Source organism: Massilia sp. KIM (genome assembly GCF_002007115.1).
Taxonomy (GTDB): Bacteria; Pseudomonadota; Gammaproteobacteria; order Burkholderiales; family Burkholderiaceae_D; genus Telluria.
This window is the reverse complement of the sequence record NZ_MVAD01000001.1, coordinates 2,275,924-2,299,952: the sequence shown is the minus strand read 5'-3', so window position 1 is coordinate 2,299,952 and position 24,029 is coordinate 2,275,924. Positions and strand designations below refer to the sequence as shown.

Below are 24,029 nucleotides of genomic sequence, written 5' to 3'. Positions count from 1 at the left end.
CTAGGTTTCCTTTTCTAGGAGGGCGTGAAGCGACTGGCGCACCGAGAGGTAGTCCCGCTCCATGTCAGCGAAGAGCGGGGCCGCGCCGTCGACGCCGCCGGCGCGGCCGATCTGTTCGAGGTCGCGGCACAGCGCCGCCACGCGGCTGGCGCCGACGTTGGCGCTGGCCGACTTGAGGCTGTGGGCGACGCGGCGCAGGGCGTCGGCGTCGCCGCCCTTGATCGCCTGGCGCAGCGCGGCCAGCTGGCGCGGGGAGTCGCTGATGTAGGCCGCCACCACCTTGTTGACCAGGGCGTCGCCGCCCTCGCGGCTGAGGGCGCGGATGTTCTCCAGGGCCGCCATGTCGACCGGGTCCTGGCGCGCGGCTTGGACGGGCGGCCGCGGCGGCGTCGGCGCCGGCGCCGCCGCGAAGGCGGCCAGCGGGGCCGGGCGCGGCGGCTGCGCCGGCAGGGGATCGTCGTGGTGGCGGCTGGCGCTCAGCGGCAGCGCCACCCAGCGCGCGATCACGGCCGCCAGCTGCTGCTGGGTGAAGGGCTTCGAGAGGTAATCGTCCATCCCGGCCGCCAGGCAGGCTTCGCGGTCGCCCTGCAGGGCGTTGGCGGTGATCGCGATGACCGGCAGGGTGCGGGCGCGCCCGGCTTCGCGCTCGTGGCGGCGGATCGCGCTGGTGGCGGCGAAGCCGTCCATCACCGGCATCTGGCAATCCATCAGCACCGCGTCCCAGCCGCCTTCGCGCACCGCGTTGAAGGCTTCCTCGCCGTTGCGCGCGCAGTGGGTCTCCAGCCCCAGGCTTTCGAGCATGGCCTTGGCCACTTCGACGTTCACCGGGTTGTCCTCGGCCAGCAGCACGCGCCGGGCGCGCCGGCCGGGCGGCGCGCGGCCGTCCGCGGCGGGCTGGCTCGCGGCCGGCAGGGCGGCGCCGGGCCGGGCCGGGGTCTCGATCGTCTGGCCGTGAAGGCGGGCCGCGCGCATCGCCAGGCAGGCGTAGAGATCGGCCGCGCGCGCCGGCTTGACCAGCTGGTAGGCCACGCCAGCCTCGCGCCGCTGCACTGGATCGGCGGCCAGGCGCTCGGGGCTGAGCAGCACCAGGTGGGTGTGGCGGGCCGCCGGCTCGGCGCGGATCGAGGCGGCCAGGGCCAGGCCGCTGGTCTGGGTCAGTTCCATGTCCAGCACCGCCGCGTCGTAAGGACGCCCGAGGCGCGCCGCGCCCAGCAGGCGCTCGTAGCCGGCGGCTGCGCTGGCGGCGCCGTCGCAGGTGGCGCGCCAGGCTTCGAGCTGGTGCACCAGCTCCTCGCGGGTCAGGTCGTTCTCGTCGATGACCAGCAAACGCAGGCCCTCCAGGCTGTGCTGCTGGCGGCCCGGGGCGTCGGGCGCGTCGGGGTCGACGCGGCGCTTGTCGAAGCTGACCGTGAACCAGAAGATCGAGCCGCGCTCGGGCGCGTTGTCGACCCCGATCGCGCCGCCCATCAGTTCCACCAGCTGCTTGGAGATCGCCAGCCCCAGGCCGGTGCCGCCGTACTTGCGGGTGGTCGAATCGTCGGCCTGGGAAAACGCGTTGAAGATGCGCGCGCGGGCCTCGCGCGAGATACCGATGCCGGTGTCGTGTACCTCGAAGCGCAGCATGGCCGATTGCGCGTCTTCGCCGGCCATGCGCACCCGCGCCAGGATGCGGCCCTGGTCGGTGAACTTGATCGCGTTGCCCAGCAGGTTGGCCATGATCTGGCGCAGCCGGTTCGGGTCGCCGCAGATCGCCACCGGGATGTCGTTGGCGATGTCGAAATCGAAGCCGATGCCCTTGGCTGCGGCCTGCGGGGTGTAGACGTTGTGGATGTCGTCCAGCAGGTCCCAGAGGTTGAAGTTGATGTACTCGATGGTCAGCTTGCCGGCCTCGATCTTGGAGAAGTCGAGGATGTCGTTGATGATCACCAGCAGGTGCTCGCCGGAGCGCTTGACCAGGGTGGTGTAGTTGCGCTGGGTCTCGGTCAGTTCGGTGGCGAGCAGCATCTCGGTCATGCCCAGCACGCCGTTCATCGGGGTGCGGATCTCGTGGCTCATGGTGGCCAGGAAGGCGCTCTTGGCGCGGCTCGCCGCCTCGGCCGCGTTCTTGGCTTTTTCCAGCTGCTCGGTGCGCACGCCGACCTGGCGTTCCAGCTCGTCGCGGTGGTGCAGCAGGGCGGCGCCGCGGTCCTGGATCTGGGCCATCATGGTGTTGAAGCTGTCGATCAGGGTGCCCAGTTCGTCGCTGCGCTTGTGGCTGATGCGCAGGCTGTAGTTCTGGCTGGTGGACACCTTCTGGGCGGCCTGGATCAGCTTGGTGACCGGTTCCAGGATGTTGCGCTTGAAGCGGCCGGCCAGGATCAGGGCCACCGGCATCGAGGCCGCCATGGCCAGGCCGATCACCGACAGGCTGGCGAGGATGTCGAGCCACATCGGCAGCAGGTCGGATTCGATCATCACCACGCCGACCGCCAGCTCGCCGCTGCGCACCGCGTGGTAGACCCGCATGTGGCGCGACCACAGGGCGCGGCCTTTGCGGTTGGCGTCGGCCAGGGATTCGGCGTCCAGGCCGTCGAGGGGGGCGAGGGCGTGTTCGTCGCGGTCTTTGGCGAGGTAGCGGGCCAGGGGCTGGCCGAGGCGGTCGTAGAGCACCGCGCTGGAGATGCTGCGCTGGGCCTCGAGGGCGGCCAGGGTGGCGTTGGCCTGGGGACGGTCGACCAGCAGCAGGGCGTTGGCGCTGGCCGCGCCGATGACGCGCGCGAAGGAGGCCAGTTGCATGGCCTCGTCCTTGCGGTGGTTGATCACCGAGCTCACGGCGAAGGCGGCGAACACGAACAGCAGCGCGGTCGCCGTCGACAGCAGCGAGATCATGGTCAGCTTCCGGTTCAGGCTGGAGCGCTCGAAGTTCGGCATTGCGGTTCCCGCAGGCGAGGGCGAAGTGGACCCGCCACGGGCGCGGCGGGTCCTCCTTTGCGGAATGCAAATTCCCGCAAGAAAAAAATATACGTTCAAGGGGCAAGGGGGATTTTGCGCAGAGTCAAAGCGGGAAGGGCTGCCTCACTTCTGCAGCAGCCATAAACCGTCATCCCGGCGAAATTTGGATTCCGGTCTTCGCCGGAATGACCTTTTAGAGCCGCAGGCTCGTAGTTGGTGAGGCCTTGGGCACGACGCAGCGGGAAGGGCGCCAGGCCTCTTCATGCCCTGCGGCTACCGCACGTCATCCCGGCGAAGGCCGGGATCCAAGTTTGCGCGCATGTCGGATATGGCGAACGAAGTGGTCTGCGGAGAAACTTGGATTCCGGCCTTCGCCGGAATGACGTTTTTGAGCCGCAGGCTAGTAATTGGTGAGGCCTTGGGCACGACGCAGCGGGAAGAGCGCCAGGCCTCCTCATGCCCTGCGGCTTCAGCACGTCATCCCGGCGAGGCCGGGATCCAAGCCTCACTAGGGCCCGCAGCGTTGAACCGTCATCCCGGCGAAGGCCGGGATCCAAGTTTGCGTGCGTATTGGATATGGCGAACGAAGTGGTTTGCGGAGAAACTTGGATTCCGGCCTTCGCCGGAATGACGTTTGAGGGCCGCAGGCCGGTAGTGGGTGAGGTGGTGGGCAGGGGCCGCGGAGATGACGCATGCGACGTCAAAAACAGAAGGGGACGCTTTCGCGTCCCCTTCATCAAGCATCAGCAGCAGGTCGCCCGCTTGCCGCCATACCGTGCGTCCTGGCGCTCACGGAAGAACTCCTCGTAGCTCATCGGCGTCTGGTCCGGATGGGTACGTTCCATGTGGGCCAGGTAGGTGTCGTACTCCGGCAGGCCGACCATCAGGCGCAGACTCTGCCCGAGATACTTGCCGGCCTGTGCGAGCGAGCCGAACATCACTGCACCTGCGGGGCGGACATCGCCACGTACGGGGTTTCCTTCGCGGTCGGCGCGTTCGCGTTGCGCGCCGCCAGCACCGTGCGCACGCCGTACACCAGCACCGCCAGCACCACGAACATGAAGAAGCCCGCCAGGGTCGCATCCACGTAGTCGTTGAAGATGATGCGCTCCATCTGCTCCACGGTCTTGGCCGGCGCCAGCACCTCGCCGGCATCATGCGCGGCCTGGAACTTGTTGGCGTGGGCGATGAAGCCGACCTTCGGGTTGGCGTCGAAGATCTTCTGCCAGCCGGCGGTCAGGGTGCAGGCCAGCAGCCACAGGGTCGGCACGATCGTGACCCAGGCGTACTTGGCGCGCTTCATCTTGAACAGCACGCAGGTGCCCAGCATCAGCGCGATACCGGCCAGCATCTGGTTGGCGATGCCGAACAGCGGCCACAGGGTGTTGATGCCGCCCAGCGGATCGACCACGCCCTGGTACAGGAAGTAACCCCAGGCGGCCACGCACAGGCCGGTCGCCAGCAGGTTGGCCGGCAGCGATTCGGTGCGCTTCAGGGCCGGGGCGAAGGCGCCCAGCAGGTCTTGCAGCATGAAGCGGCCGGCGCGGGTGCCCGCGTCCACGGCGGTCAGGATGAACAGCGCCTCGAACAGGATCGCGAAGTGGTACCAGAAGGCCATCATGGCCTGGCCGCCGATCACGTTCGACAGGATGTGGGCCATGCCCACCGCCAGGGTCGGCGCGCCGCCGGCGCGCGAGATGATCGAGTGCTCGCCGACGTCCTTGGCCATCTGGTCCAGCGCCTCGGGAGTGATCACGAAGCCCATCTGCGACACGGCCGCAGCGGCCGACTGCGCGGTGGTGCCGAGCACGGCGGCCGGGCTGTTCATCGCGAAGTAGATGCCCGGGTCGATGGTCGACGCGGCCACCAGCGCCATGATGGCGACGAAGGATTCCATCAGCATGCCGCCGTAGCCGATGAAGCGGGCGTGGGTCTCGTTCTCGATCATCTTCGGGGTGGTGCCCGAGGAGATCAGCGCGTGGAAGCCCGACACCGCGCCGCAGGCGATGGTGATGAACAGGAAGGGGAACAGGTTACCCGACCACACCGGGCCGGTGCCGTCGATGAACTTGGTCACGGCCGGCATGCGCAGGTCCGGAGCCACGAACACGATGCCCAGGGCCAGCGCCACGATGGTGCCGATCTTGAGGAAGGTGGACAGGTAGTCGCGCGGCGCCAGCAGCAGCCACACGGGGATCACGGAAGCGATGAAGCCGTAGCCGATCAGCATCCAGGTCAGTTCGGTGCCGGTGAAGGTGAACATCGGGCCCAGGACCGGCGAATCGTGCACCCACTGGCCGCCGACGATGGCCAGCATCAGCAGCACGAAGCCGATCAGCGAGACTTCGCCGATGCGGCCGACGCGGAAGTAGCGCGAATACAGGCCCATGAAGAGCGCGATCGGGATGGTCGCCATCACGGTGAAGGTGCCCCACGGCGAGCCGGTCAGGGCCTTCACCACGATCAGGGCCAGCACCGCCAGGATGATCACCATGATCATGAAGGTGCCCAGCAGCGCGATCATGCCCGGGATCTCGCCCATTTCGGACTTGATCAGGTCACCGAGCGAACGGCCGTCGCGGCGGGTGGAGAGGAACAGCACCATGAAGTCCTGCACGGCGCCGGCGAACACGACGCCGGCCAGGATCCACATCATGCCGGGCAGGTAGCCCATCTGGGCCGCCAGCACGGGGCCGACCAGCGGGCCGGCGCCGGCGATCGCGGCGAAGTGGTGCCCGAACAGCACGTACTTGTTGGTGGGGACGTAGTCCAGGCCGTCGTTGTACTTGTAGGCCGGGGTCTGGCGTTTGGGATCGAGCTGCATCACCTTGCTGGCGATGAAGAGCGAGTAGAAGCGGTAGGCGATCAGGTAGACGCAGACCGCGGCCGCGACGACCCAGACCGCGTTGATGGTTTCGCCGCGCTTGACCGCGACGACCCCGAGCGAAAACGCGCCGAGGACCGATAGCGCGATCCAGCCCAGCGCGTTGGTGAGACGATTCATTGGTGGCTCCTCCGAAGTGGATTGATGCTTCTGGTTCGCCGGTGGGTTCCGGCGGTTTTTTGACAGCTTATATCACTGCATCCGCCGAGTATCTTGCACTATTGGTAGGCCCGCAAGCGCATGATTACGGAGGTACTACGTACTACTGCGTAGGCGGGATGCGGCTGGCGGACGTAGAATGCGCACATGCAATTTCCGAAGGTGAGCGGCGAAGGTGGGCGACATATGCGGCTGAGACAGAAAGTGATCGTGCTGGCGATCGCGCCGCTGATCGTGGCGCTGTGCGCGATCGCGCTCTACGTGCGCCAGCAGGGGGTGACCCTGGCGCAGCAGCAGCGCGCCACCATCCAGCGCGCCTACCTGGCCAGCAAGGAGGCCGAGCTGCGCCATTACGTGGCGCTGGCCACCCAGTCGATCGACCACCTGGTGCGCTCCGGGCGCAGCGACCCGGCCACCCTGGAGGAAGCGACCCGCATCCTGGCCAACCTCAACTATGGCGACGACGGCTACTTCTTCGTCTACGACATGCAGGGCAAGAACATCATGCACCCGCGCCAGCCGGAGCTGGTGGGCACCAGCATGTGGAACTGGCGCGACGACCAGGGCCAGCCCACCATTCAGCACCTGATCGCACGCGCGGCGGAGGGCGGCGGGCTGCAGCGCTACCGCTGGGTCAAGCCTTCCACCAGACAGCCGGCGCCCAAGCTCGGCTACGTGGTGCCGATCGCGAACTGGAACTGGATGATGGGCACCGGCATCTACCTCGACGACGTCGAGGCGGCCCTGGCCCAGATCGACGTCCAGCAGTCGCGCAACATCGAGGAGACCCTGCTGTGGATCGCCGGCTTCGCGATCCTGGCCGCGCTGACGGTGGCCAGCGGCGGCCTGGCCCTGAACATCAGCGAACACCGGGTGGCCGACGCCAAGCTCAAGGCCCTGGCCCAGCGCGTGGTGGAATCGCAGGAAGAGGAGCGGGCGCGCCTGTCGCGCGACCTGCACGACGGGATCAGCCAGGCCCTGGTCTCGGTCAAGCTGCAACTGGAGGCGGGCATCATCCGCCTGGGCGGCGACGAGCTTCAGCGCCAGCAGGCCAAGGTGGGGCTGGAGCGCACCGTCGAGCAGGTGAAATCGGTGCTGGGCGAGGTGCGCCGCATCTCGCACGACCTGCGTCCGACCCTGCTCGACGACCTGGGCCTGGCGCCCGCGCTCGACCACCTGGCCAGCGAGTTCGGCGAGCATGCCGGCACCCCGGTGCATTTCCGCGCCGAGGGCCAGCTCGACGGCCTGCCCGAGATGGTGGGCACGGTGCTGTTCCGGGTGGCCCAGGAGGCGTTGACCAACGCCGAACGCCACGCCGGCGCCAGCCGCATCGAGATGGCGCTGCTGCGCCGCGGCCGCGCCTTGAGCCTGGAGATCGCAGACGACGGCACCGGCTTCGACGCCGACAGCGTGGCGGTGCATCCGCAGCGCGGCATCGGCCTGCGCAACATGATGGAAAGGATGGAGGCGATCGGCGGCAGGCTGGCGATCGCTTCCTCGGCGGCCGGCACCCGGGTGCTGGCCAGCATCGACCTGGAGGAGGGGGCATGAGCGCCGATCTGGTGAAAATCCTGCTGGTGGACGACCACCCGCTGGTGCGCGACGGGCTGCGCGCGCGACTCGAAGCCTCGCCCCACCTGCGCGTGGTGGGCGAGGCCGGTTCGGCCCAGGAAGCCATGGAACAGGCAGGCCGCTGCCAGCCCGACCTGGTGCTGATGGACGTGAACATGCGCGGCGGCAGCGGCATCGAGGCCACCCGCTGGCTGACCGAGCGCTACCCCGGCATCGCGGTGCTGTTCCTGTCCATGCACGACAAGCCCGAGTACGTGAGCCAGGCCATGCAGGCCGGCGCGCGCGGTTATGTGCTCAAGGACGCGCCGGGCAAGGACATCGTGCTGGCCATCGAGACCGTGATGGGCGGCGGCATCTACTACAGCGCCGCGCTGGCGCGCCAGCTGGCCAGCCCGCAGGCGGCCGACAACCAGCTCACCTCGCGCGAGCAGGAAGTGCTGCGCCACATCGCGGCCGGGCAATCGAACAAGCAGATCGCGCGCGAGCTCGACCTGTCGGTGCGCACGGTGGAGACCCACCGCCTCAACATCAAGCGCAAACTCGGCATCGAAGGGCAGGCGGAACTCATCCGTTTCGCCGTCCAGCGGGCCGGATTTGAAGAAAATTCGTAATACATACCAAATACATACCGATTCCGTATCCGCAGGGGAACACTTGGGTTGCTTTATATCAATCGCTGCAATAAGATTGAATGAATAACTGATTAGAAACATTTCCATGGCTGCGCTGGACACTGTATCAATTCCGCTGGTTGCTATCGACCCGGTCGCCAATGCGCAGAACGAGTGGGTGGCGCTGTGCCTGCGGCTGCAGCCCGGCGCCGACTTGCCGGCGCGCCTGCAAGCGCTGTTCGGCACACCCGATTTGCTGGCCGCGATCGCCCCGCTGGATGGCCTGTTGATGATAGCCAGCCCGGCCGCCTTGACGCCGCCGGTGCTGGCCCTGCTGCCGGCCAACCGCATCGGTTTCGTGGTCCCGGCCGCCGCCCTGGGCCAGGACGGCGCGGCGCGCCGCCTGGCCGAGCTGCACGAGTACGGCTACCGCGTCTGGCTCGACGGCGAGGCGCCCGAAGGCGTGAAGGCCCCGGCATCGCTGCGTTCGGTGGCGCGCGACTGCAGCCAGGACGCGCCGGCGCCGGGCCGCCTGGCGGCCCTGTTCGGCCCCCATCTGGCGCGCGGCGTCGGCTCGGCACTGCGCTTCTCGCAGTGCGAGAACGCCGGCTTCGACTGGTTCGCCGGCGACTATCCGTACGACCCCGACGCGGCTCCCTCGCCGGGCGACGACGGCAGCTCGCGCCGCCGCCTGCTGACTTTACTGGGCCTGCTGGCGCGCGACGCCGATTCGCGCGAGCTGGAGATGCAGCTCAAGCAGGACCCCACGCTGTCCTACCACTTGCTCAAGCTGGTGAATTCGGCGGCCTTCGCGGTCAGCACCCAGATCACCAGCTTCAACCAGGCCATCAACCTGCTGGGCCGGCGCCAGTTGCAGCGCTGGCTGCAATTGCTGCTGTACGCGCGCCAGCAGCCGGACGGCCCGCCGAATTTGCTGCTGCCGCTGGCGGCGCGTCGCGGCGCCCAGCTCGAAGCCCTGTGCAAGGCCGGGGGCGGCGACCGCGATGCCCAGGACCTGGCCTTCATGACCGGCGTGTTCTCGCTGCTCGACCGGCTGCTGCGCATGCCGATGGGCGAGATCGTGACCGACCTGTGCCTGCCGGACCACGTGTCCGGGGCGCTGTTGCAGCGCTCCGGCACCCTGGGCGGCTGGCTGCGGCTGACGGAAATCGACCCCACCGACGACGACCTGCAAGCGGCGGGCCTGGACGGCGGGGCCTGGTGGAGCAGCCAGCTCCACGCGTATCACTGGGCGATCCAGGTGGCCCGGAATGTCTGATATGCACGAGGTTGTATCGGTTGACTTTGTCGGCGGTACGACCGCCGTGTGCGATGCCGTGATCCGCCTGCGCGGCGAGGCGCTGACCCAGGAACTGGGGCGCATTATCCGCGACCTGCTGAGCAGCCCCGTGGGGCGTTTCGTCGCCGGCCCCGGCGGCGTCGAGCCGGGACAGGCGGGCGGCAACTATGGCAATGCGCTGCGCCACGCGGTCAGCGCGGGCACCGAGCAGTTCGGCTATTACGAGGTGTCCGGCCGCGACTACTGCGACGGCGACTATCGGCAGATCGAAGCCATCGCCAAGCTGACCGCGCACCTGATGCAGATGCAGGCCCTGGCCCAGCGCTCGACCCATGCCTATGCGCAGATGGAACTGCAGCTGGCGCACCAGTCGCAGATCCTGGACCAGATCCACGAGTCGGTGCTGACCATGGACCAGATGGGCTACATCACCAGCTGGAACCGTGGGGCGGAAGAGCTGTTCGGGTATTCGGCGCTGGAAGCGATCGGACGCAACATCCTGTTCCTCTACGCCGACGAGGAAGAAGGCTTCCACGACGTGTTCGCGGAGCAGGGCGGGCGCATGATGGAAGTGCGGCGCCGGAAGAAATCGGGCGAAGTGTTCTGGGCCAGCCTGTCGCTGTCGCCGCTGCGCGACCTGGCCGAGCGGCCGATCGGGCTGATCGCCTACCTGACCGACATCACCGAACGCAAGCAGGCCGAGGAAAGGCTGCATCACCTGGCGTATTACGACGCGCTGACCGGGCTGCCCAACCGCACCCTGTTCGGGCGGCTGGTCGACCAGGCCCTAATGGTCGCGCAGCGCAACGAGGCCCTGGGCTGCGTGCTCTTCCTCGACCTGAACCGCTTCAAGCGCATCAACGACACCCTGGGGCGGCGCATCGGCGACGAACTGCTGCGGCAGGTGGCCCAGCGCTTCCGGGACACCCTGCGCGACGAGGACGTGGTGGCGCGGCTGTCGGGCGACGAGTTCGCGGTGGGGCTGTTCGACATCCGCCAGCACTTCGAGGCGACCACGGTGGCGCAGAAGCTGCAGGCGGTGCTGGATGCGCCGTTCTACATCGGTGGGCAGGAGCTGCGCGTGGGCGCCAGCATCGGCATCAGCGTGTATCCGCAGAACGGCAACGATGCCGAGACCCTGCTTGGACTTGCCGACATCGCGATGGAGCGGGCCAAGAAGGGCGAGGCGAATCCGGACCGCAGCGTGGCCTTCTACAGCGACGACATGAACCAGGGCATGCAGGAACGCATGCGTATCGAGACCGGGCTGCGGCATGCGCTCGGTAACGGGGAACTGATTCTGTACTACCAGCCGAAGTTCGAGATCGGCAGCGGGCGCATCGTCGGCGCGGAGGCGCTGGTGCGCTGGGTGCATCCGCAGCGCGGGCTGGTGCCGCCTGGCGAATTCATTCCGCTGGCCGAGAGCACGGGCTTGATCGTGCAGGTGGGGGAGTGGGTGCTGGAGCAGGCCTGCGCGCAGGCGGCGGTGTGGCAGAGGGCGGGCTTGCCGCCATTCAGGCTGGCCGTGAACGTGTCAGCGCGGGAGTTTACGCAGTCGCTGCCGGCGCGGGTGGCGGATACGCTGGCGCGGTATGCGCTCGATCCGTCCTGGCTGGAGCTGGAGATCACCGAGAGCACGCTGATGCATGACTTCGAGCGGGTGACCGGGATCATGGACCGGCTCACCGCCCTGGGGGTGGCGCTGTCGCTGGACGACTTCGGGACGGGGTATTCGAGCCTGTCGTACCTGAAGCGCTTCCCGATCCATACCCTGAAGATCGACCGCTCGTTCACCACCGGGATCCCGGGAGATCAGAGCGATTGCGCGATTGCGGGGACCATCATCAGCATGGCGCGGCAGCTTGGTTTGCGCGTGATCGCGGAAGGGGTGGAGACAGTAGATCAGCTCGACTTCCTCCGCGACTCGGGCTGCGACGAGGTGCAGGGCTACCTGTACAGCAAGCCCTTGCCGGCGTATGACTTCGAGCGGAGCTTGCGGGACAACTGGCTGCTGCTGAGCTAGGCTGCGTGGACGAGAAGAGGGTGGCCGGTGCAGATGAATTATGTATAATGCCGGTTCCTCAAAGGAAGCGTGGCCGAGTGGTTGAAGGCAGCAGTCTTGAAAACTGCCGACGGGGGAACCCGTTCGTGAGTTCGAATCTCACCGCTTCCGCCAGTATCTAGAATAAGCCCTTGATAAAAAGGGCTTTTTTTATTGCGATCACACTTAACCACCATCGTACCCATGGCGGTGCGGTTCTTACTAGCAATCACTGATGAGTCACATTACAGACCAAAGTGGTAAACAGTTCATAGGGCAGCCAGAGTTAGAGCGGTTGCCTCCTTGGGATCTGTTGAGAACCGCTACTCTTGTCGAAACAGTGTTTGGTTTAGGTCAGAGTGCCCTGGTGAAACCTTGTCTGCGATCAATCGTAGATAGGCAGCACTTCGCCAAGTACCACTATCGTGAGACGAGCCGCCTACTTAAAGCTTTTCAGCGTAGGTATTTAAAGGATGGGCTGCTATGGGCACTGGCCGATGAAGATGACCGAACAAGGCTAATGTTTGAGCGACTCATGGTTGCAGCAGGGGCGCACGTTACGGCGTGTGTTCAAGCAATACATGCAATACCGGATATATTGGCGAGTAGCGTCTACTTCGGATATGGCATGAATTTGTCCCCCTATGCGCTGTCAGATCGAAACGTCAATATCCAAAGAGTTATCGGTGTGGCCATGAAGATGTCTGGTTGCGAGCGGATAGTAGAGTTGCTTCTTCGTGTAAGCAGCGGTCCGGATTACGAACATCTCTCTGCTCTATCGAATCTCAGTAAGCACCGCACGGTAATCCGATCTATACTGAATGAGGACCAGACGGGTGCTAGAGAAGAATTGCATGAGTTCCACATCGCTGCTTTTGAAAAGCTTACGGAGAACGGGGTAAAAAATTATCCGCAAGTGTCGTTATCGGATCTGCTCAAACCGGAATTTGAGAGGTTAAGTAAGTTGGTAGTCGAGATTGGCCTTGAGCTTAATAACAACCTCGAGAACTTATCTAAGAATTCGCAGGTATCGCCATTATTATCGCCTTGACCGGAAGGAAGATGACAAAGAATTCTCAAATCGCTAGTTTTCTCACGTATTACTTTGAACTTCCTACGGCGCCACAATATGCGGTCATGCTCAAGGGTCGCTGGGGCACAGGCAAGACTTTTTTCATAAAGAAAAATATTGCAGCGCTTGGGGATACGCGTAAATCACTTTACGTCAGCCTGAACGGTGTCAGCAGTAAAAAGGAAATTGAAGATGAGTTCTTTAGGCAACTTCATCCGATCCTGACATCGAAAGGCATGCGACTAACTGGTCGTATTTTGAAAGGCGCTCTTAAGACTACTCTTAAAATTGACCTTGATCAGGATGGTAGAGATGATGGCACTGCCACGGTTGGTATTCCAGACATTAATATATCTGAATATTTAGATAACCCTGCTGGTCTTGTTTTAGTATTTGATGACCTTGAGCGTTGCGATATCAAAATTCCGGAGATCCTTGGTTACATCAACTACTTTGTTGAGCATCACGGATATAAAGTTTTGGTAGTGGCAAACGAAGATGAAATAGTTGAGCGCGAGCAGGCGAACCCTCAGCAGCATGCGAACTATTTCCGAATCAGGGAAAAACTTATAGGTAAGACGTTTGAAATTGAGCCGGACTTAGACTCAGCACTTAGCGAGTTTCTTCTTGAGATCTCCCAGGCTGATGCACGAACTTGTGTTGAGTCGAACCACCAGTTCGTCCGGGATCTTTACCTCGCATCTAAATATCAGAATCTGCGTCATCTACGTCAAGCGTTACTAGATTTTGCGAGATTAGTAGATGTAGTCAATCCTGCTAGGCGGAATCAGGACATGCTCAAGAGCATATTGGGAACATTTCTAATCTATTCATTTGAGATTAGGGCTGGCAATCTTCATGCAAAGGAAATCGAAGGCTTGATGAGTGGTTGGATGCAAGCAGCTATCAAAGGCGATGCAAGCAAGTTAGCAACATTGCGTACAAAGTATGTGATGTTTGATGCTCTCGACAACGTATTGCCAGAATCCGTATGGGCGGAAATACTTGATAGTGGTCTTATACCCGTTAGCTCGGTTAATAAGTCTATTCTTGAGAGCAGATATTACGCGAAGCGAGAGGACAGACTCGACTGGCTGCGCCTGTGGGATGCGTTCGAACTATCTGATCAGGAATTGGATTCCGTCATTAAAGAGGCTGAAGCGAAACTCAAGAATTTTGAATATGAAATAGTTGGACATCTTAAGCATATAGTTGGGGCGCTTCTTCAATTATCTGCGATTGGCATTTATCCTGTTCCACCTTCAGAAATTGTGTCTATAGCTAAGAAAAACATTGATGTAATGCGGAAGCGAGACAATTTGCTTCGTAACGAACCACTAGGTGAAGTTCTTAGCAGCTTCGGTTGGGCAGGGCGAGGATTTCATGGTAAAGAATTGCCTGAGTTTTCGGAGATCAGCCAATATATCAAAGAGGCAGTCGAGTTGGCGAGAAAAGAGTCGCTTCCAAAAATTGCCAAGGAATTAATTGAGGTTTTGAAAACTGATCCTCAGAAGTTTGCTCGATATTTAACGCTTAGCAATCATGAGGGTAATAAGTATTATCAGACTCCAGTTTTGGCACATGCAAATGTCGAGTTGTTTGTAGATGCCTTGATGGGCTTGAGTTCACCTTCGCTTAGCACTATTGTTTATACGATGGAGAGCCGCTACGATCATTTCAGGGCCGAACTGGTAGAGGAAAAGCCATGGCTAGAAAAGCTTGCAGAGCAGCTAAAAGAAAAATCGGGTGAAAGATCGGGAAAAATGTCTGGCCATTGGTTGAACTCTCTACGAGAAAAGGTTTTGGATGCGGCAGCAAAGCTAGGTGATCACGCACCTGAATAAAGTTAGCACTAGTTGTTTGCTCTAGTCGGTAGTCGCTTTGAGGAGTGCGGCCTGTTTGGCAATAGTGCCTCGGCTGCAACTGACTAGCGCCATTATTTCGCTCCAACTGGACACGCCCGCTTTGAGGTGTTTTTGGATCAGAGCGTTGCGCTCAATATTCTCTGCGCGCCCCTGGTACTTACCGGCGGCCTTCGTCTTTTCTACGCCCGTTAAGGTTGGTATATTATAAGTGGTCTATTAATATCGATCTGGTATGAGTGGTGCATTTTTATTTGCTAGCCTAACCTTAGACTGGCTGGAATGGTTCAGTTGGGGCATACTCAAATTGAACCAGGCCGGTTCAGTCGTGCGCGGTTCTGCAATGCAGATGTAGAGCTTTAACAGCAACTCGTCTACACTGCCCAGCTTCTTTCAACCCTCAGCCGAAGGCTTGCGATCTTTAACTATGGAACTTACTCTCACTGATGGGATTGCCGGACTGGCACTTCTTGTTTCGGTTCTTTCTGCCGTCTCTGCAAGCAACTCAGCGAACAGCTCCGAGAGGTCGGCGGACAGCGCTGCTCTGGCAAACCATCTCGCTCAGCACAACGAGCGCTTGACGATTTACAAGAGCCTCCAAAAGTTCAACTTTGAGTTGCACTCGAAAGGCAACACCCTGCCTGATGAGGCTTTATGGTCGTTTTTCGACGCCGCAAATATTAGCGAGTTCTACTATCCCCAGCGGGTTTCTAAAGATTTGCTGGATATTGCTGACGCGGCCAACCAGTACCTAGCGATGCGCGATCTTTGGAAAAGTCATCGAGAACCCCCAGCGGATTTGGACAAGGCAAGAGCCGCGCTCGAATCGTTAAATGAGCAAGGCGCTGTTCTGCGTAAGATGTGCAAAGAGTGCGATGAGAGTCTGCGTGCATTCCTACGTATGGAGCCAAAGGCTGAGGGTTGAGAGCGCCTCAGAGTGCATTCATTGCATCGTCATTTGTTTGGTAGGTGATCGACAATTAGCGCCAGCAGTCATCGTGCCGGTACTGCTCAAATTTCCGGGCCTTATAGACAACTGTCGGACAAGTTCAGGTCGACTTCTGGAAGATGTTTGATTGAAGACAGCAACAGGGTACAAACACTATTTCTTATAGCCGTCAATTTTCTATAAGGATTGGTTTTGAAATGTACCGGGCTGTTCAACGAAGGGTATCAGGACAAACGCCTTTTTTTCTAAGGCTACCCGCCCTCTTAGGAAATGATGTGTCGCTAATTGAATTGCCCCGGCTTTGGCGGAGGCCGGTTAGTGTGAGTCAGGCCGGAATGGCTTGACTGCTCAGTTGCTTGTAATAGTTTGCCTCAGCTTCGGCTGGCGGTATATAGCCGAGCGGCTCCAGCAGTCGATGGTGGTTGAACCAGGATACCCATTCCAGCGTGGCCAGCTCGACGGCCTCACGCGTTTTTTAGGGAGTGCGGCGATGGATCAGTTCAGCCTTGTAGCGCCCATTGATCGTCTCGGCCAGGGCATTGTCGTAACTGTCGCCTTTGCTGCCCACAGACGGCTCGATGCCGGCTTCTGCCAGACGCTCGCTGTACTTTATGGATACGTATGGCGAGCCCCTGTCGCTATGACGCGCCAGCCGACGATGCGCCGGGCGAAAATGTCGATGACGAAGGCCACGTAGACGAAGCCCTGCCAGGTCGAGACGTATGTGAAATCGCTGACCCACAGCTGGTTCGGCCGCGGTGCTTTGAACTGGCGGTTGACTCGGTCGAGCGGGCAAGGTGCCTTCGCATCGGCATCCGTCGTGCGTACGACCTTGCCACGCATGACGCCACGCAGGCCGGCCTTGCGCATCAAGCGCCCCACTGTGCAGCGGGCCACCTCAGTTCCCTCACGTCGAAGTTGGCGCCACACTTTGTCGGCGCCGCAGACCTGCAGGTTTGCTTGCCAAACCCGCTCGATGTCGACGCTCAGTACATCGTCACGCTGGACTCGTGCACAGCGCAACGCCGGGTTGCGCTGCTGCGCTGCATAACGCCGGTAGCCCGACGGTGCGATCTGCATCAGCTTGCAGATCGGCTCGACACCGTAGGCATGGCGATACTGGTCGATAAATGTCCTTACGGCTCGAAGTGGCGGCCGAGCCCCGCCTGGGCGAAAAACGCACTCGCCAAACGCAGGATCTCGTTTGCCTTGCGCAACTCGCGCACTTCGCGCTCCAGGGCCTTGATGCGCTCTTCTTCGGCAGTGGTCGGCCCTGCACGCTGGCCGGTATCACGCTCCTGCTGGCGTACCCAGCGACGCAGCGTTTCAGTGGTGGAAAATCAACAGTTTATGGCCGTGGGAATTTTCCAGCGCGAAATTTAACTGTAAGATCGTATGCCGAAGGAACAGAGACGGAGGAGCAGTGAAGAAGATTGATTTGCACATCCATACCGTAGCGACAATCAGCGATGCACCGTTCGAATTCTGCTTGGAGTCATTCGTCCGATACGTGAGCGACGCAAAGCTCGCCGCCGTCGCCGTGACAAACCACGATGTGTTTGATGACGATCAGTTTAGACAAATTAAGCATTCCTTAGGCATTCCGGTTTTTCCTGGCATTGAGGTCAACTTGGCGCAAGGACACGTGCTCGTGATTGCGGATGGCTCAGACATCGAAGGTTTTAAAGAAAAATGTGATCGTATCTCTCAGAAAGTTGTTGCGATTGGAGACAGCGTTACATTTGAGCAATTTCAAGCTATCTTTGGCGACCTAAGTCGCTACATCATTATTCCTCACCTAGATAAAAATCCTGCTATACAAGGTACGACATTAGAAAAATTGCTTCCGTTTGTAACTGCTGGTGAGGTCGACAGTCCGAAGAAGTTTATACGCGCGATAAAGGATGATACCAGGCCGACGCCAGTCTTGTTTAGTGATGTTAGAATCCGCGCGGACAAGCCAAAGTATCCGTCAAGACATACCTACATCGACTGTGGGGCTGTTACTTTTGATGCCATCAGATTATGCCTATCCGACAAGCAAAAGGTGGCGTTATCCGAGCGAGATGGAAATAATCTGTGGCCGGTGTTTCTCAACGGGCAAAAGATTTCAACTGGCCTAAATATTCTACTCGGGGAGCGTTCTTCGGGGAAGACGTACACTCTTAACAAAATTAGAGACAACATTGAAAGTTCAAAATATATTGATCAATTCTCGCTGGTTCAGCGTGATGATTACGGTGATGAAAGGGAATTTCAAAATGACCTCCAAAAAAAGCGGGGCTTGATTAGTGAAGAATACCTCGGTCCATTTAGAAATGTTCTAAATGAAATGATAAATATTGATCTGTCGTCTTTAGAGCGGCGACTAGATCGATACTTGACTAGTTTGCTTGCATCCGCAGCTGAGGCCGATAGACAGGACGCTTTTTCCAAGGTGTGCCTTTATAAGGAGGCAGAGTTCAATGTGGGGGAAGCGGCTACCTTGCATGAGTTGATCGAAGCGGTTCGGAAAGTTGTCGAGAATGTTGAGTTTCGCTCCGTTATTGATAAATATGTTAGCCCCGCTGCTCTGCAGGCGCTTATGTGTGAGCTCATCGATGTCGCGCGCCAAAGAGCATTCGACGGTAAGAAAAAGCGGATTGCGAATGAGCTACTAAAGGACATAAAGCAGCAGCTTTCGCTTAGGACATCAGCAACGCAAATTGAAGAGATTGATCTGTATGACTATAAAATCTCAATATCGAAAGTCCATAAGTTTCGCGAAATCGCTAAGAATCTTCGTGCGGAATCGACCATTTCTACGGAGTCAATTCAAGGATTTAAGGTAGAGGCTAAGAAGATGCCATTTACTGGGGCGCTGGAGATTAGAGCAGCGTCGGGAACGAAGCTCGCTTTCAGTGATGCTTATAAGAGATATGACGACGCTTACGCATATTTGCGTGAATTGATTAAAATCGATGGATGCAATCGCTCTGAGTTGTACAAACTTTTCGTAAGAATAGACTACCAGATTCTGAATAGTCATGGCTACCCTGTGTCGGGTGGCGAACGCTCCGAGTTCCGCCTCTTGCAGAGCATCATGGATGCTAAAGACTACGACATCCTTCTAATTGATGAGCCAGAATCGTCATTCGATAATCTTTTCTTAAACAGCGATGTCAATAAGATTTTGAAGAGCCTTTCGCAATTTATGCCAGTTGTCGTCGTAACACATAATAGTACCGTTGGGGCATCAATCGGTGCAGATTATGTCCTGTATGCTAGCCGAGTGGTGGACGACGGAGGCGTAGTGTATCGCATCTATTCAGGGCACCCTTCCGATAAGGTACTTTCAACTGTGGACGGGAAAACAATCAGTACCCACACAGTGATGTTGAATGCGCTCGAGGCTGGTCAGAAAACTTATTTGGAAAGGCAGAGGCACTATGAGATTATTGAAGATTGAAAATGGTCAGGGTTATTTTAGGCGACAAGACGGCGAGTATTCCGCGCTTGATAAGATTTCCAAAGACGACCTTCTGAACTTAATTGATTGGGCGCTCAGCCAGGAGATTCAAATAGATGCGTACGATGAGGTTTCGCTGAAGAATCAAGCCCATCAGATCATATACAAGAGCATCGGTGATAAGCTGATCGAGCTAACTAACCGACGCGAGGAATTCCGAGACGATTCTGCACAGCTTTTTCAAGCGGAATATGAAAAATATCGGCCAATAGGCCAAGCGCGCTGAGATGCCGTGCTCCGCGCGATTATTTGGGGAGGCAATGATCGCCCTGATGAGTAGACCCAACGAGCCTGTCAGGGCCTTTGTTTGCCGATGACGAATGGTATCTTGGCTAGTTTTGGCGATTCAATAGGACCTGTACGCCAGTACGCAATGTGTTATGTACTTCGGCCACTGCATCCGTCTCACTGATTAGCCGTTCAATATCGAAGGCACATGCGAGCGACTGCACTGTCGCCCGATACTGAATATTGTTCGCAGCCAAGCCGACACCCTCAAAGCATGCGCTAGCCTCCACCTCGACACCGTCGATCGCAATGTTCATACGCTTCGCTTCGCGATACAAGTCATTGCAGTAGCAAGTGGCCAGCGCCAGCATCAGAAACTCGCCCCCATTCACTGCGGAGCCCGAGCCCTCCGTTTTGGCCGGTATGTCGAGCGAGCGCACCACCCCAGCCGTGCTGACTGTCACCTCATGCGTTGCCGAGGAATTGCGAACCTTAGCCGAGATCTCCATTGCCCCTCCACTGATAGGTCAAGCGTATTCGAGTCTCCATTATTCCCTAACTCAAACCCAAGGTCCTCAAGCTTTCGACGGCACCATACGCCCCCGTATCGGTCGTTCAACCGATTTCGCCCCCATACCCCCCTCCCTATACTGGCTTCACTAACCAACCAGCCCACAGGGAGACCACCATGAACACCATCAAATCCTCGATCCGCCTGCTCGCCGTCGCCGCCGCCTTCGCCGCCACCGGCGCCCAGGCTCAATCCACCGACGCCGCCCACGCCCACCACGCCAAGCCCTCGGTCGTCATCGTCCACGGCGCCTTCGCCGACGGCTCCGACTGGTCGAAAGTGATCCCGCTGCTGCAAGCCAAGGGCATCCAGGTCACCGCCGTGCAAAACCCGCTGACCTCGCTGGCCGACGACGTCGCCGCGACCCGCCGCGCCATCGCGGCCCAGCCGGGCAAGGTGGTGCTGGTCGGCCACTCCTGGGGCGGCACCGTGATCACCGAAGCCGGCCAGCACGACAAGGTCGCCAGCCTGGTCTACGTGGCGGCCTTCGCCCCGGACGCCGGCAAGTCGACCGTCGAAACCGGCGAAGGCTACCCGGCCGCTCCCGGCAGCAAGCGCTTCGTGGCCGATGCCGAAGGTTTCCTGAGCCTGCCCGAAGCCGCGATGCGCGAAGACTTCGCCCAGGACGTGCCGGCCAAGCAGGCCGCCATCATGACCGCCACCCAAGGCCCGATCCAGGCCAAGGCCTTCGCCGACAAGGTGACCCACGCCGCCTGGACCAGCAAGCCGTCCTGGTTCATCGTCGCCTCGCGTGACCGCATGATCGACCCAGGCCTGCTGCGCGCCATGGCCAAGAAGATCAAGGCCACCACCACTGAACTGCCGGCCAGCCACGTGCCCCAGCAGTCGCGTCCGGCCGACGTGGCCAAGGTCATCCTCGACGCGGTCGCCGCGACCAAGTAGGTCTCTCCCCGCCGTGGCTCGTGATCCGGGCCACGGCAGGCGCCGCCGGACCTGGGTCATACCCCCGACAGAACCCGTCTGCCGCCCCGGCAGCGCCCTCGTATTGCCTGTGCGGCGCACCCGCATGCCGTCCCGCTGGGACGGCGCTCCTTTACCCACCTTAGAAAGCACATCATGAGCCATCCCAACGCCAACGAACGCGAGTTCGCCGACGAGGTGCGCCGCAATCAGGCAACCCAGCTCGTCACCCTCAAGACCTATTTCGACTTCATCGTGTGCGGCGCCGGTTCCTCCGGCTCCGTGGTCGCCGCCCGCCTGGCCGAAAACCCCGGCGTGCGCGTGCTGCTGCTGGAAGCCGGCGGCAGCGACGAGATCGCCAGCGTGATCGAACCGGCCCAGTGGCCGCTCAACCTGGGCACCGAGCGCGACTGGGCCTTCACGGCCGAGCCGAACGCCCACCTCAATGGCCGCGCCATCCCCATGAACATGGGCAAGGTGCTGGGCGGCGGCTCGAGCATCAACGTCATGGTCTGGGCCCGCGGCCACGCCAGCGATTGGAATTCCTTCGCCGCCGCCGCCGGCGACGATGCCTGGAACTACGAATCGGTGTTGGAGATCTACCGCCGCATCGAAGACTGGCACGGCCCGGCAGATCCGACCCGGCGCGGGCAGGGCGGTCCGGTCTACGTCGCCCCGGCAAGCGACCCCAAACCCACCGCGACCCTGATGCTGGAAGCGGCGCGCTCGCTCGGCATCCCCACCTTCGACAGCCCGAACGGCGCGATGATGGAAGGCGACGGTGGCGCGGCCCTGCACGACCTGCGCATCCGCGACGGCAAGCGTCTGTCGGTGTTCCGCTCCTACACCTACTCGAAGATGGCCCAGCCCAACCTGACGGTGCTCACCCATGCGCTGGTCTCCAAGCTGACCTTTGAAGGCAAGAACGTGACCGGCGTCGAGGTCCTGCTGGACGGCCGCAAGCAGTGGTTCGGCTGCACCCGCGAAGTGGTGCTGTCGCTGGGCGCGGTGAATACTCCGAAGTTGCTGATGCAGTCGGGTATCGGCCCGGAGCAGGAACTCAAGCGCCACGGCATCCCGGTGCGCCAGCTCCTGCCGGGCGTCGGCCAGAACCACCAGGACCACGTCAGCTTCGGCTGCATCTGGGAATATGCCGAGCCGCAGGAAGTGGGCAACGGCGGCTCCGAAGCAACGCTGTACTGGAAGAGCGACCCGTCGCTGGACGCTCCCGACATGCTGCACTGCCAGGTGGAGTTCCCCGTCCCCAGCGCCGAGAACGCGGCGCGCGGCGTGCCCGAGCATGGCTGGACGATGTTCGCCGGCCTGGCCCACCCCAAGAGCCGCGGCCAGCTGCTGCTGTCCGGTCCGAATGCGACCGACGACATGATCATCCAGGCCAATACGCTGTCCCATCCGGACGACCTGAAGGCGGCCTTCGCCAACGTCGAGATGTGCCGCGCGCTGGGCAATGCCAGTGCCTACCGCGGGCTGGTGAAGGGCGAGTCCATGCCCGGCAACCTGAACCGCGAAGGCATGGAGCGCTACCTGCGCGATGCGGCGGTCACCTACTGGCACCAGTCCTGCACCGCCAAGATGGGGCTGGATCCGATGTCGGTGGTGGATGGGAAGCTGCGGGTGTATGGGATCGGCAATCTGCGCATCGCGGACGCGTCCATCATGCCGCACATCACGACCGGCAACACGATGGCGCCGTGCGTGGTGATCGGCGAACGCGCGGCTGATGAGATCAAGGCCCAGTACCGCATCTAAGGTCCCGGCCGGCGCGCCTTATATCCGCGTCGGCCAAATATTCATCCAGCAAAATCAAGCACTTACCGATGGGCTATAGTCGCTGATTCGTTAGCAACACAAGCACTGGCTCTGTTGGCAACAAACGGATAAGATGCTCGTAGCCCTACGGTAAGTAATCCCGCAGGAAACAGTCGCGCCCGGTGCGCGGCATCACAGGTTAAAGGAGTCCAGTTCAGAGCTCTATGCCACTGAGCTAGCCTTAAAACCGTCGTTCCGGCGAAGGCCGGAACCCAAGTTTGCGTGCGTGGCTGCGCAACTCAACTTGGGTTCCCGCCTTCGCGGGAACGACGGTGGGGGGCTAACTCAATGGCACCAGGCTCAAAGCCAAGTTTTGTGCGTTGTCGATCCAGTCCAAGCATTTCGTTCGTGTACCTACAACAATCACAGGAGACATACGATGAAGAAGGGCATGCAGGAGTCGAAGCAGGAGTCGCAGCAAACCGTCAGCACCCGCAGGAAGTTTCTGGGCACCGCAGCCGCCGCAACGGCCGCCGCGGTCCCGATGATCGCGACGGCGCAAACGCCGAAGCAGATGCGCTTCCAGAGCACCTGGCCAAGCAAGGACATCTTCCACGAATACGCACTGGACTTCGCCAAAAAGGTCAACGACATGACCGGCGGCGAGCTCAAGATCGAGGTGCTGCCCGCCGGCGCCGTCGTCCCGGCCTTCGGCCTGCTGGACGCGGTCTCCAAGGGCACCCTCGACGGCGGCCACGGCGTCATGGGCTACAACTACGGCAAGCAAAGCGCCATCGCCCTCTGGACCTCGGGCCCCGCCTTCGGCATGGACGCCAACCAGGTCCTGGCCTGGCACAAGTACGGCGGCGGCAAGGAGCTCCTGGCCGAACTCTATAACAGCATCGGCGCCAATGTGGTGTCCTTCCTCACCGGCCCCATGCCCACCCAGCCGCTCGGCTGGTTCAAGAAGCCCATCACCAAGCAGGAAGACCTCAAGGGCCTGAAGTTCCGCACCAACGGCCTGGCGATCGACATGTTCACCTCCATGGGCGCCGCCGTGAACGCGCTGCCGGCCGGCGAGATCGTGCCGGCCATGGACCGCGGCCTGCTCGATGGCGCCGAGTTCAACAACGCCAGCTCCGACCGCGTGCTCGGCTTCCCGGACGTCTCCAAGGTCTGCATGCTGCAGAGCTTCCACCAAAGCTCGGAGCAGTTCGAGATCACCTTCAACAAGACCAAGTACAACGCGCTCCCGCCCCAGATCAAGGCCATCATCGAGAACGCCGTCGAAGCCGCCTCGGCCGACATGTCCTGGAAGGCGGTCGACCGCTATTCCAAGGACTACCGCGAGCTCCAGGCCAAGCAGGGCGTGAAGTTCTACAAGACGCCCGACGCGGTGCTGCAGGCGCAGCTGGCGATCTGGGACCAGGTGGTGGCCAAGAAGGGCGCCGACAATCCGCTGTTCAAGAAGGTCGAGGCCTCCATGCGCGCCTTCGCCGAACGCGCGGTGAAGTGGGACATGGACACCAACAACCCGCGCCGCATGGCCTACAACCACTACTTCGGCCGCAAGGCGCCACCGAAGAAGGCGTAACAGACCGCATGCAGTGACCACGCCGCCCCGCTCACCCCGGGGCGGTCTTTTGTGAC

The 24,029-nt window shown here is 60.9% G+C and carries 16 protein-coding genes, 1 tRNA gene, 1 pseudogene and 1 other annotated feature; of the genes and pseudogenes, 13 read left to right on the top strand and 5 right to left on the bottom strand.

Translation table 11 applies throughout. The annotated features are described in order from the left end of the window. The 3 genes from B0920_RS09995 to B0920_RS09985 all read right to left on the bottom strand — a co-directional run bounded on the left by B0920_RS09995 (nucleotide 1) and on the right by B0920_RS09985 (nucleotide 5,935). Complete coding sequence (locus B0920_RS09995) at nucleotides 1-2,910, bottom strand: response regulator (protein ID WP_078032352.1); 2,910 nt, start codon at nucleotides 2,908-2,910, stop codon at nucleotides 1-3. Between the two features lie 764 nt (nucleotides 2,911-3,674). Further along, nucleotides 3,675-3,869: a YbdD/YjiX family protein gene (locus B0920_RS09990; protein WP_078033368.1), complete on the bottom strand. Its 195-nt coding sequence runs from the start codon at nucleotides 3,867-3,869 to the stop codon at nucleotides 3,675-3,677. Continuing rightward, a complete protein-coding gene (locus tag B0920_RS09985; RefSeq protein ID WP_078032351.1) occupies nucleotides 3,869-5,935 on the bottom strand; it encodes a carbon starvation CstA family protein in 2,067 nt (688 codons plus the stop codon). The genes B0920_RS09990 and B0920_RS09985 overlap by 1 nt, the downstream gene beginning before the upstream one ends. A 225-nt stretch (nucleotides 5,936-6,160) precedes the next feature. Between B0920_RS09985 and B0920_RS09980 the strand changes: the two genes are divergently transcribed. The 8 genes from B0920_RS09980 (at nucleotide 6,161) to B0920_RS09950 (ending at nucleotide 15,357) form a co-directional block, all read left to right on the top strand. Further along, complete coding sequence (locus B0920_RS09980; RefSeq protein WP_078032350.1) at nucleotides 6,161-7,525, top strand: cache domain-containing protein; 1,365 nt, start codon at nucleotides 6,161-6,163, stop codon at nucleotides 7,523-7,525. Next, the gene (locus B0920_RS09975) at nucleotides 7,522-8,157 is read left to right on the top strand and encodes a response regulator transcription factor (protein WP_078032349.1); all 636 of its coding nucleotides are present in this window, start codon (nucleotides 7,522-7,524) and stop codon (nucleotides 8,155-8,157) included. Before B0920_RS09980 ends, B0920_RS09975 begins: the two co-directional genes overlap by 4 nt. A gap of 106 nt (nucleotides 8,158-8,263) precedes the next feature. After that, the gene (locus tag B0920_RS09970; RefSeq protein ID WP_179119136.1) at nucleotides 8,264-9,436 is read left to right on the top strand and encodes an HDOD domain-containing protein; all 1,173 of its coding nucleotides are present in this window, start codon (nucleotides 8,264-8,266) and stop codon (nucleotides 9,434-9,436) included. 1 nt (nucleotide 9,437) lies between these two features. Further along, complete coding sequence (locus B0920_RS09965) at nucleotides 9,438-11,480, top strand: bifunctional diguanylate cyclase/phosphodiesterase (protein ID WP_078032348.1); 2,043 nt, start codon at nucleotides 9,438-9,440, stop codon at nucleotides 11,478-11,480. 63 nt (nucleotides 11,481-11,543) lie between these two features. Further along, a tRNA-Ser gene (locus B0920_RS09960) sits at nucleotides 11,544-11,633 on the top strand. 100 nt (nucleotides 11,634-11,733) lie between these two features. Beyond that, nucleotides 11,734-12,549, top strand: a complete 816-nt coding sequence (locus B0920_RS25540; protein WP_143745690.1) for a hypothetical protein — start codon at nucleotides 11,734-11,736, stop codon at nucleotides 12,547-12,549. A gap of 11 nt (nucleotides 12,550-12,560) precedes the next feature. Continuing rightward, complete coding sequence (locus tag B0920_RS09955; RefSeq protein WP_078032347.1) at nucleotides 12,561-14,414, top strand: P-loop NTPase fold protein; 1,854 nt, start codon at nucleotides 12,561-12,563, stop codon at nucleotides 14,412-14,414. Nucleotides 14,415-14,859: 445 nt separating this feature from the next. Continuing rightward, entirely contained in the window at nucleotides 14,860-15,357 is a 498-nt protein-coding gene (locus B0920_RS09950; RefSeq protein ID WP_078032346.1) for a hypothetical protein, read from the top strand. Nucleotides 15,358-15,706: 349 nt separating this feature from the next. Here the strand turns inward: B0920_RS09950 and B0920_RS09945 are convergent. Then, nucleotides 15,707-16,703: pseudogene (locus tag B0920_RS09945) on the bottom strand (IS3 family transposase). Beyond that, nucleotides 16,447-16,563, bottom strand: a sequence feature (AL1L pseudoknot). Its footprint overlaps the pseudogene before it by 117 nt. 101 nt (nucleotides 16,704-16,804) lie before the next feature. Here B0920_RS09945 and B0920_RS09940 point away from each other — a divergent pair. Together B0920_RS09940 and B0920_RS09935 are read left to right on the top strand one after the other, a co-directional pair. Then, the gene (locus B0920_RS09940) at nucleotides 16,805-18,829 is read left to right on the top strand and encodes a phosphotransferase (protein ID WP_078032345.1); all 2,025 of its coding nucleotides are present in this window, start codon (nucleotides 16,805-16,807) and stop codon (nucleotides 18,827-18,829) included. Next, on the top strand, nucleotides 18,819-19,115 hold the full coding sequence (locus B0920_RS09935; RefSeq protein WP_218669350.1) for a hypothetical protein: 297 nt from the start codon (nucleotides 18,819-18,821) through the stop codon (nucleotides 19,113-19,115). The genes B0920_RS09940 and B0920_RS09935 overlap by 11 nt, the downstream gene beginning before the upstream one ends. Before the next feature lie 106 nt (nucleotides 19,116-19,221). Here B0920_RS09935 and B0920_RS09930 read toward each other — a convergent pair whose 3' ends face one another. Continuing rightward, nucleotides 19,222-19,626, bottom strand: a complete 405-nt coding sequence (locus B0920_RS09930) for an OsmC family protein (RefSeq protein ID WP_078032343.1) — start codon at nucleotides 19,624-19,626, stop codon at nucleotides 19,222-19,224. Between the two features lie 179 nt (nucleotides 19,627-19,805). On the opposite strand from B0920_RS09930, the gene B0920_RS09925 reads away from it, so the two are divergent. From B0920_RS09925 to B0920_RS09915, 3 genes are all read left to right on the top strand, one after another. Then, nucleotides 19,806-20,591, top strand: a complete 786-nt coding sequence (locus B0920_RS09925; RefSeq protein WP_078032342.1) for an alpha/beta fold hydrolase — start codon at nucleotides 19,806-19,808, stop codon at nucleotides 20,589-20,591. Nucleotides 20,592-20,765: 174 nt separating this feature from the next. Beyond that, nucleotides 20,766-22,379 (top strand): GMC family oxidoreductase, encoded by a 1,614-nt coding sequence (locus B0920_RS09920; RefSeq protein WP_078032341.1) that lies wholly within the window; start codon nucleotides 20,766-20,768, stop codon nucleotides 22,377-22,379. Nucleotides 22,380-22,818: 439 nt separating this feature from the next. Beyond that, nucleotides 22,819-23,973 (top strand): TRAP transporter substrate-binding protein, encoded by a 1,155-nt coding sequence (locus tag B0920_RS09915; RefSeq protein ID WP_078032340.1) that lies wholly within the window; start codon nucleotides 22,819-22,821, stop codon nucleotides 23,971-23,973. Nucleotides 23,974-24,029: the final 56 nt, after the last annotated feature.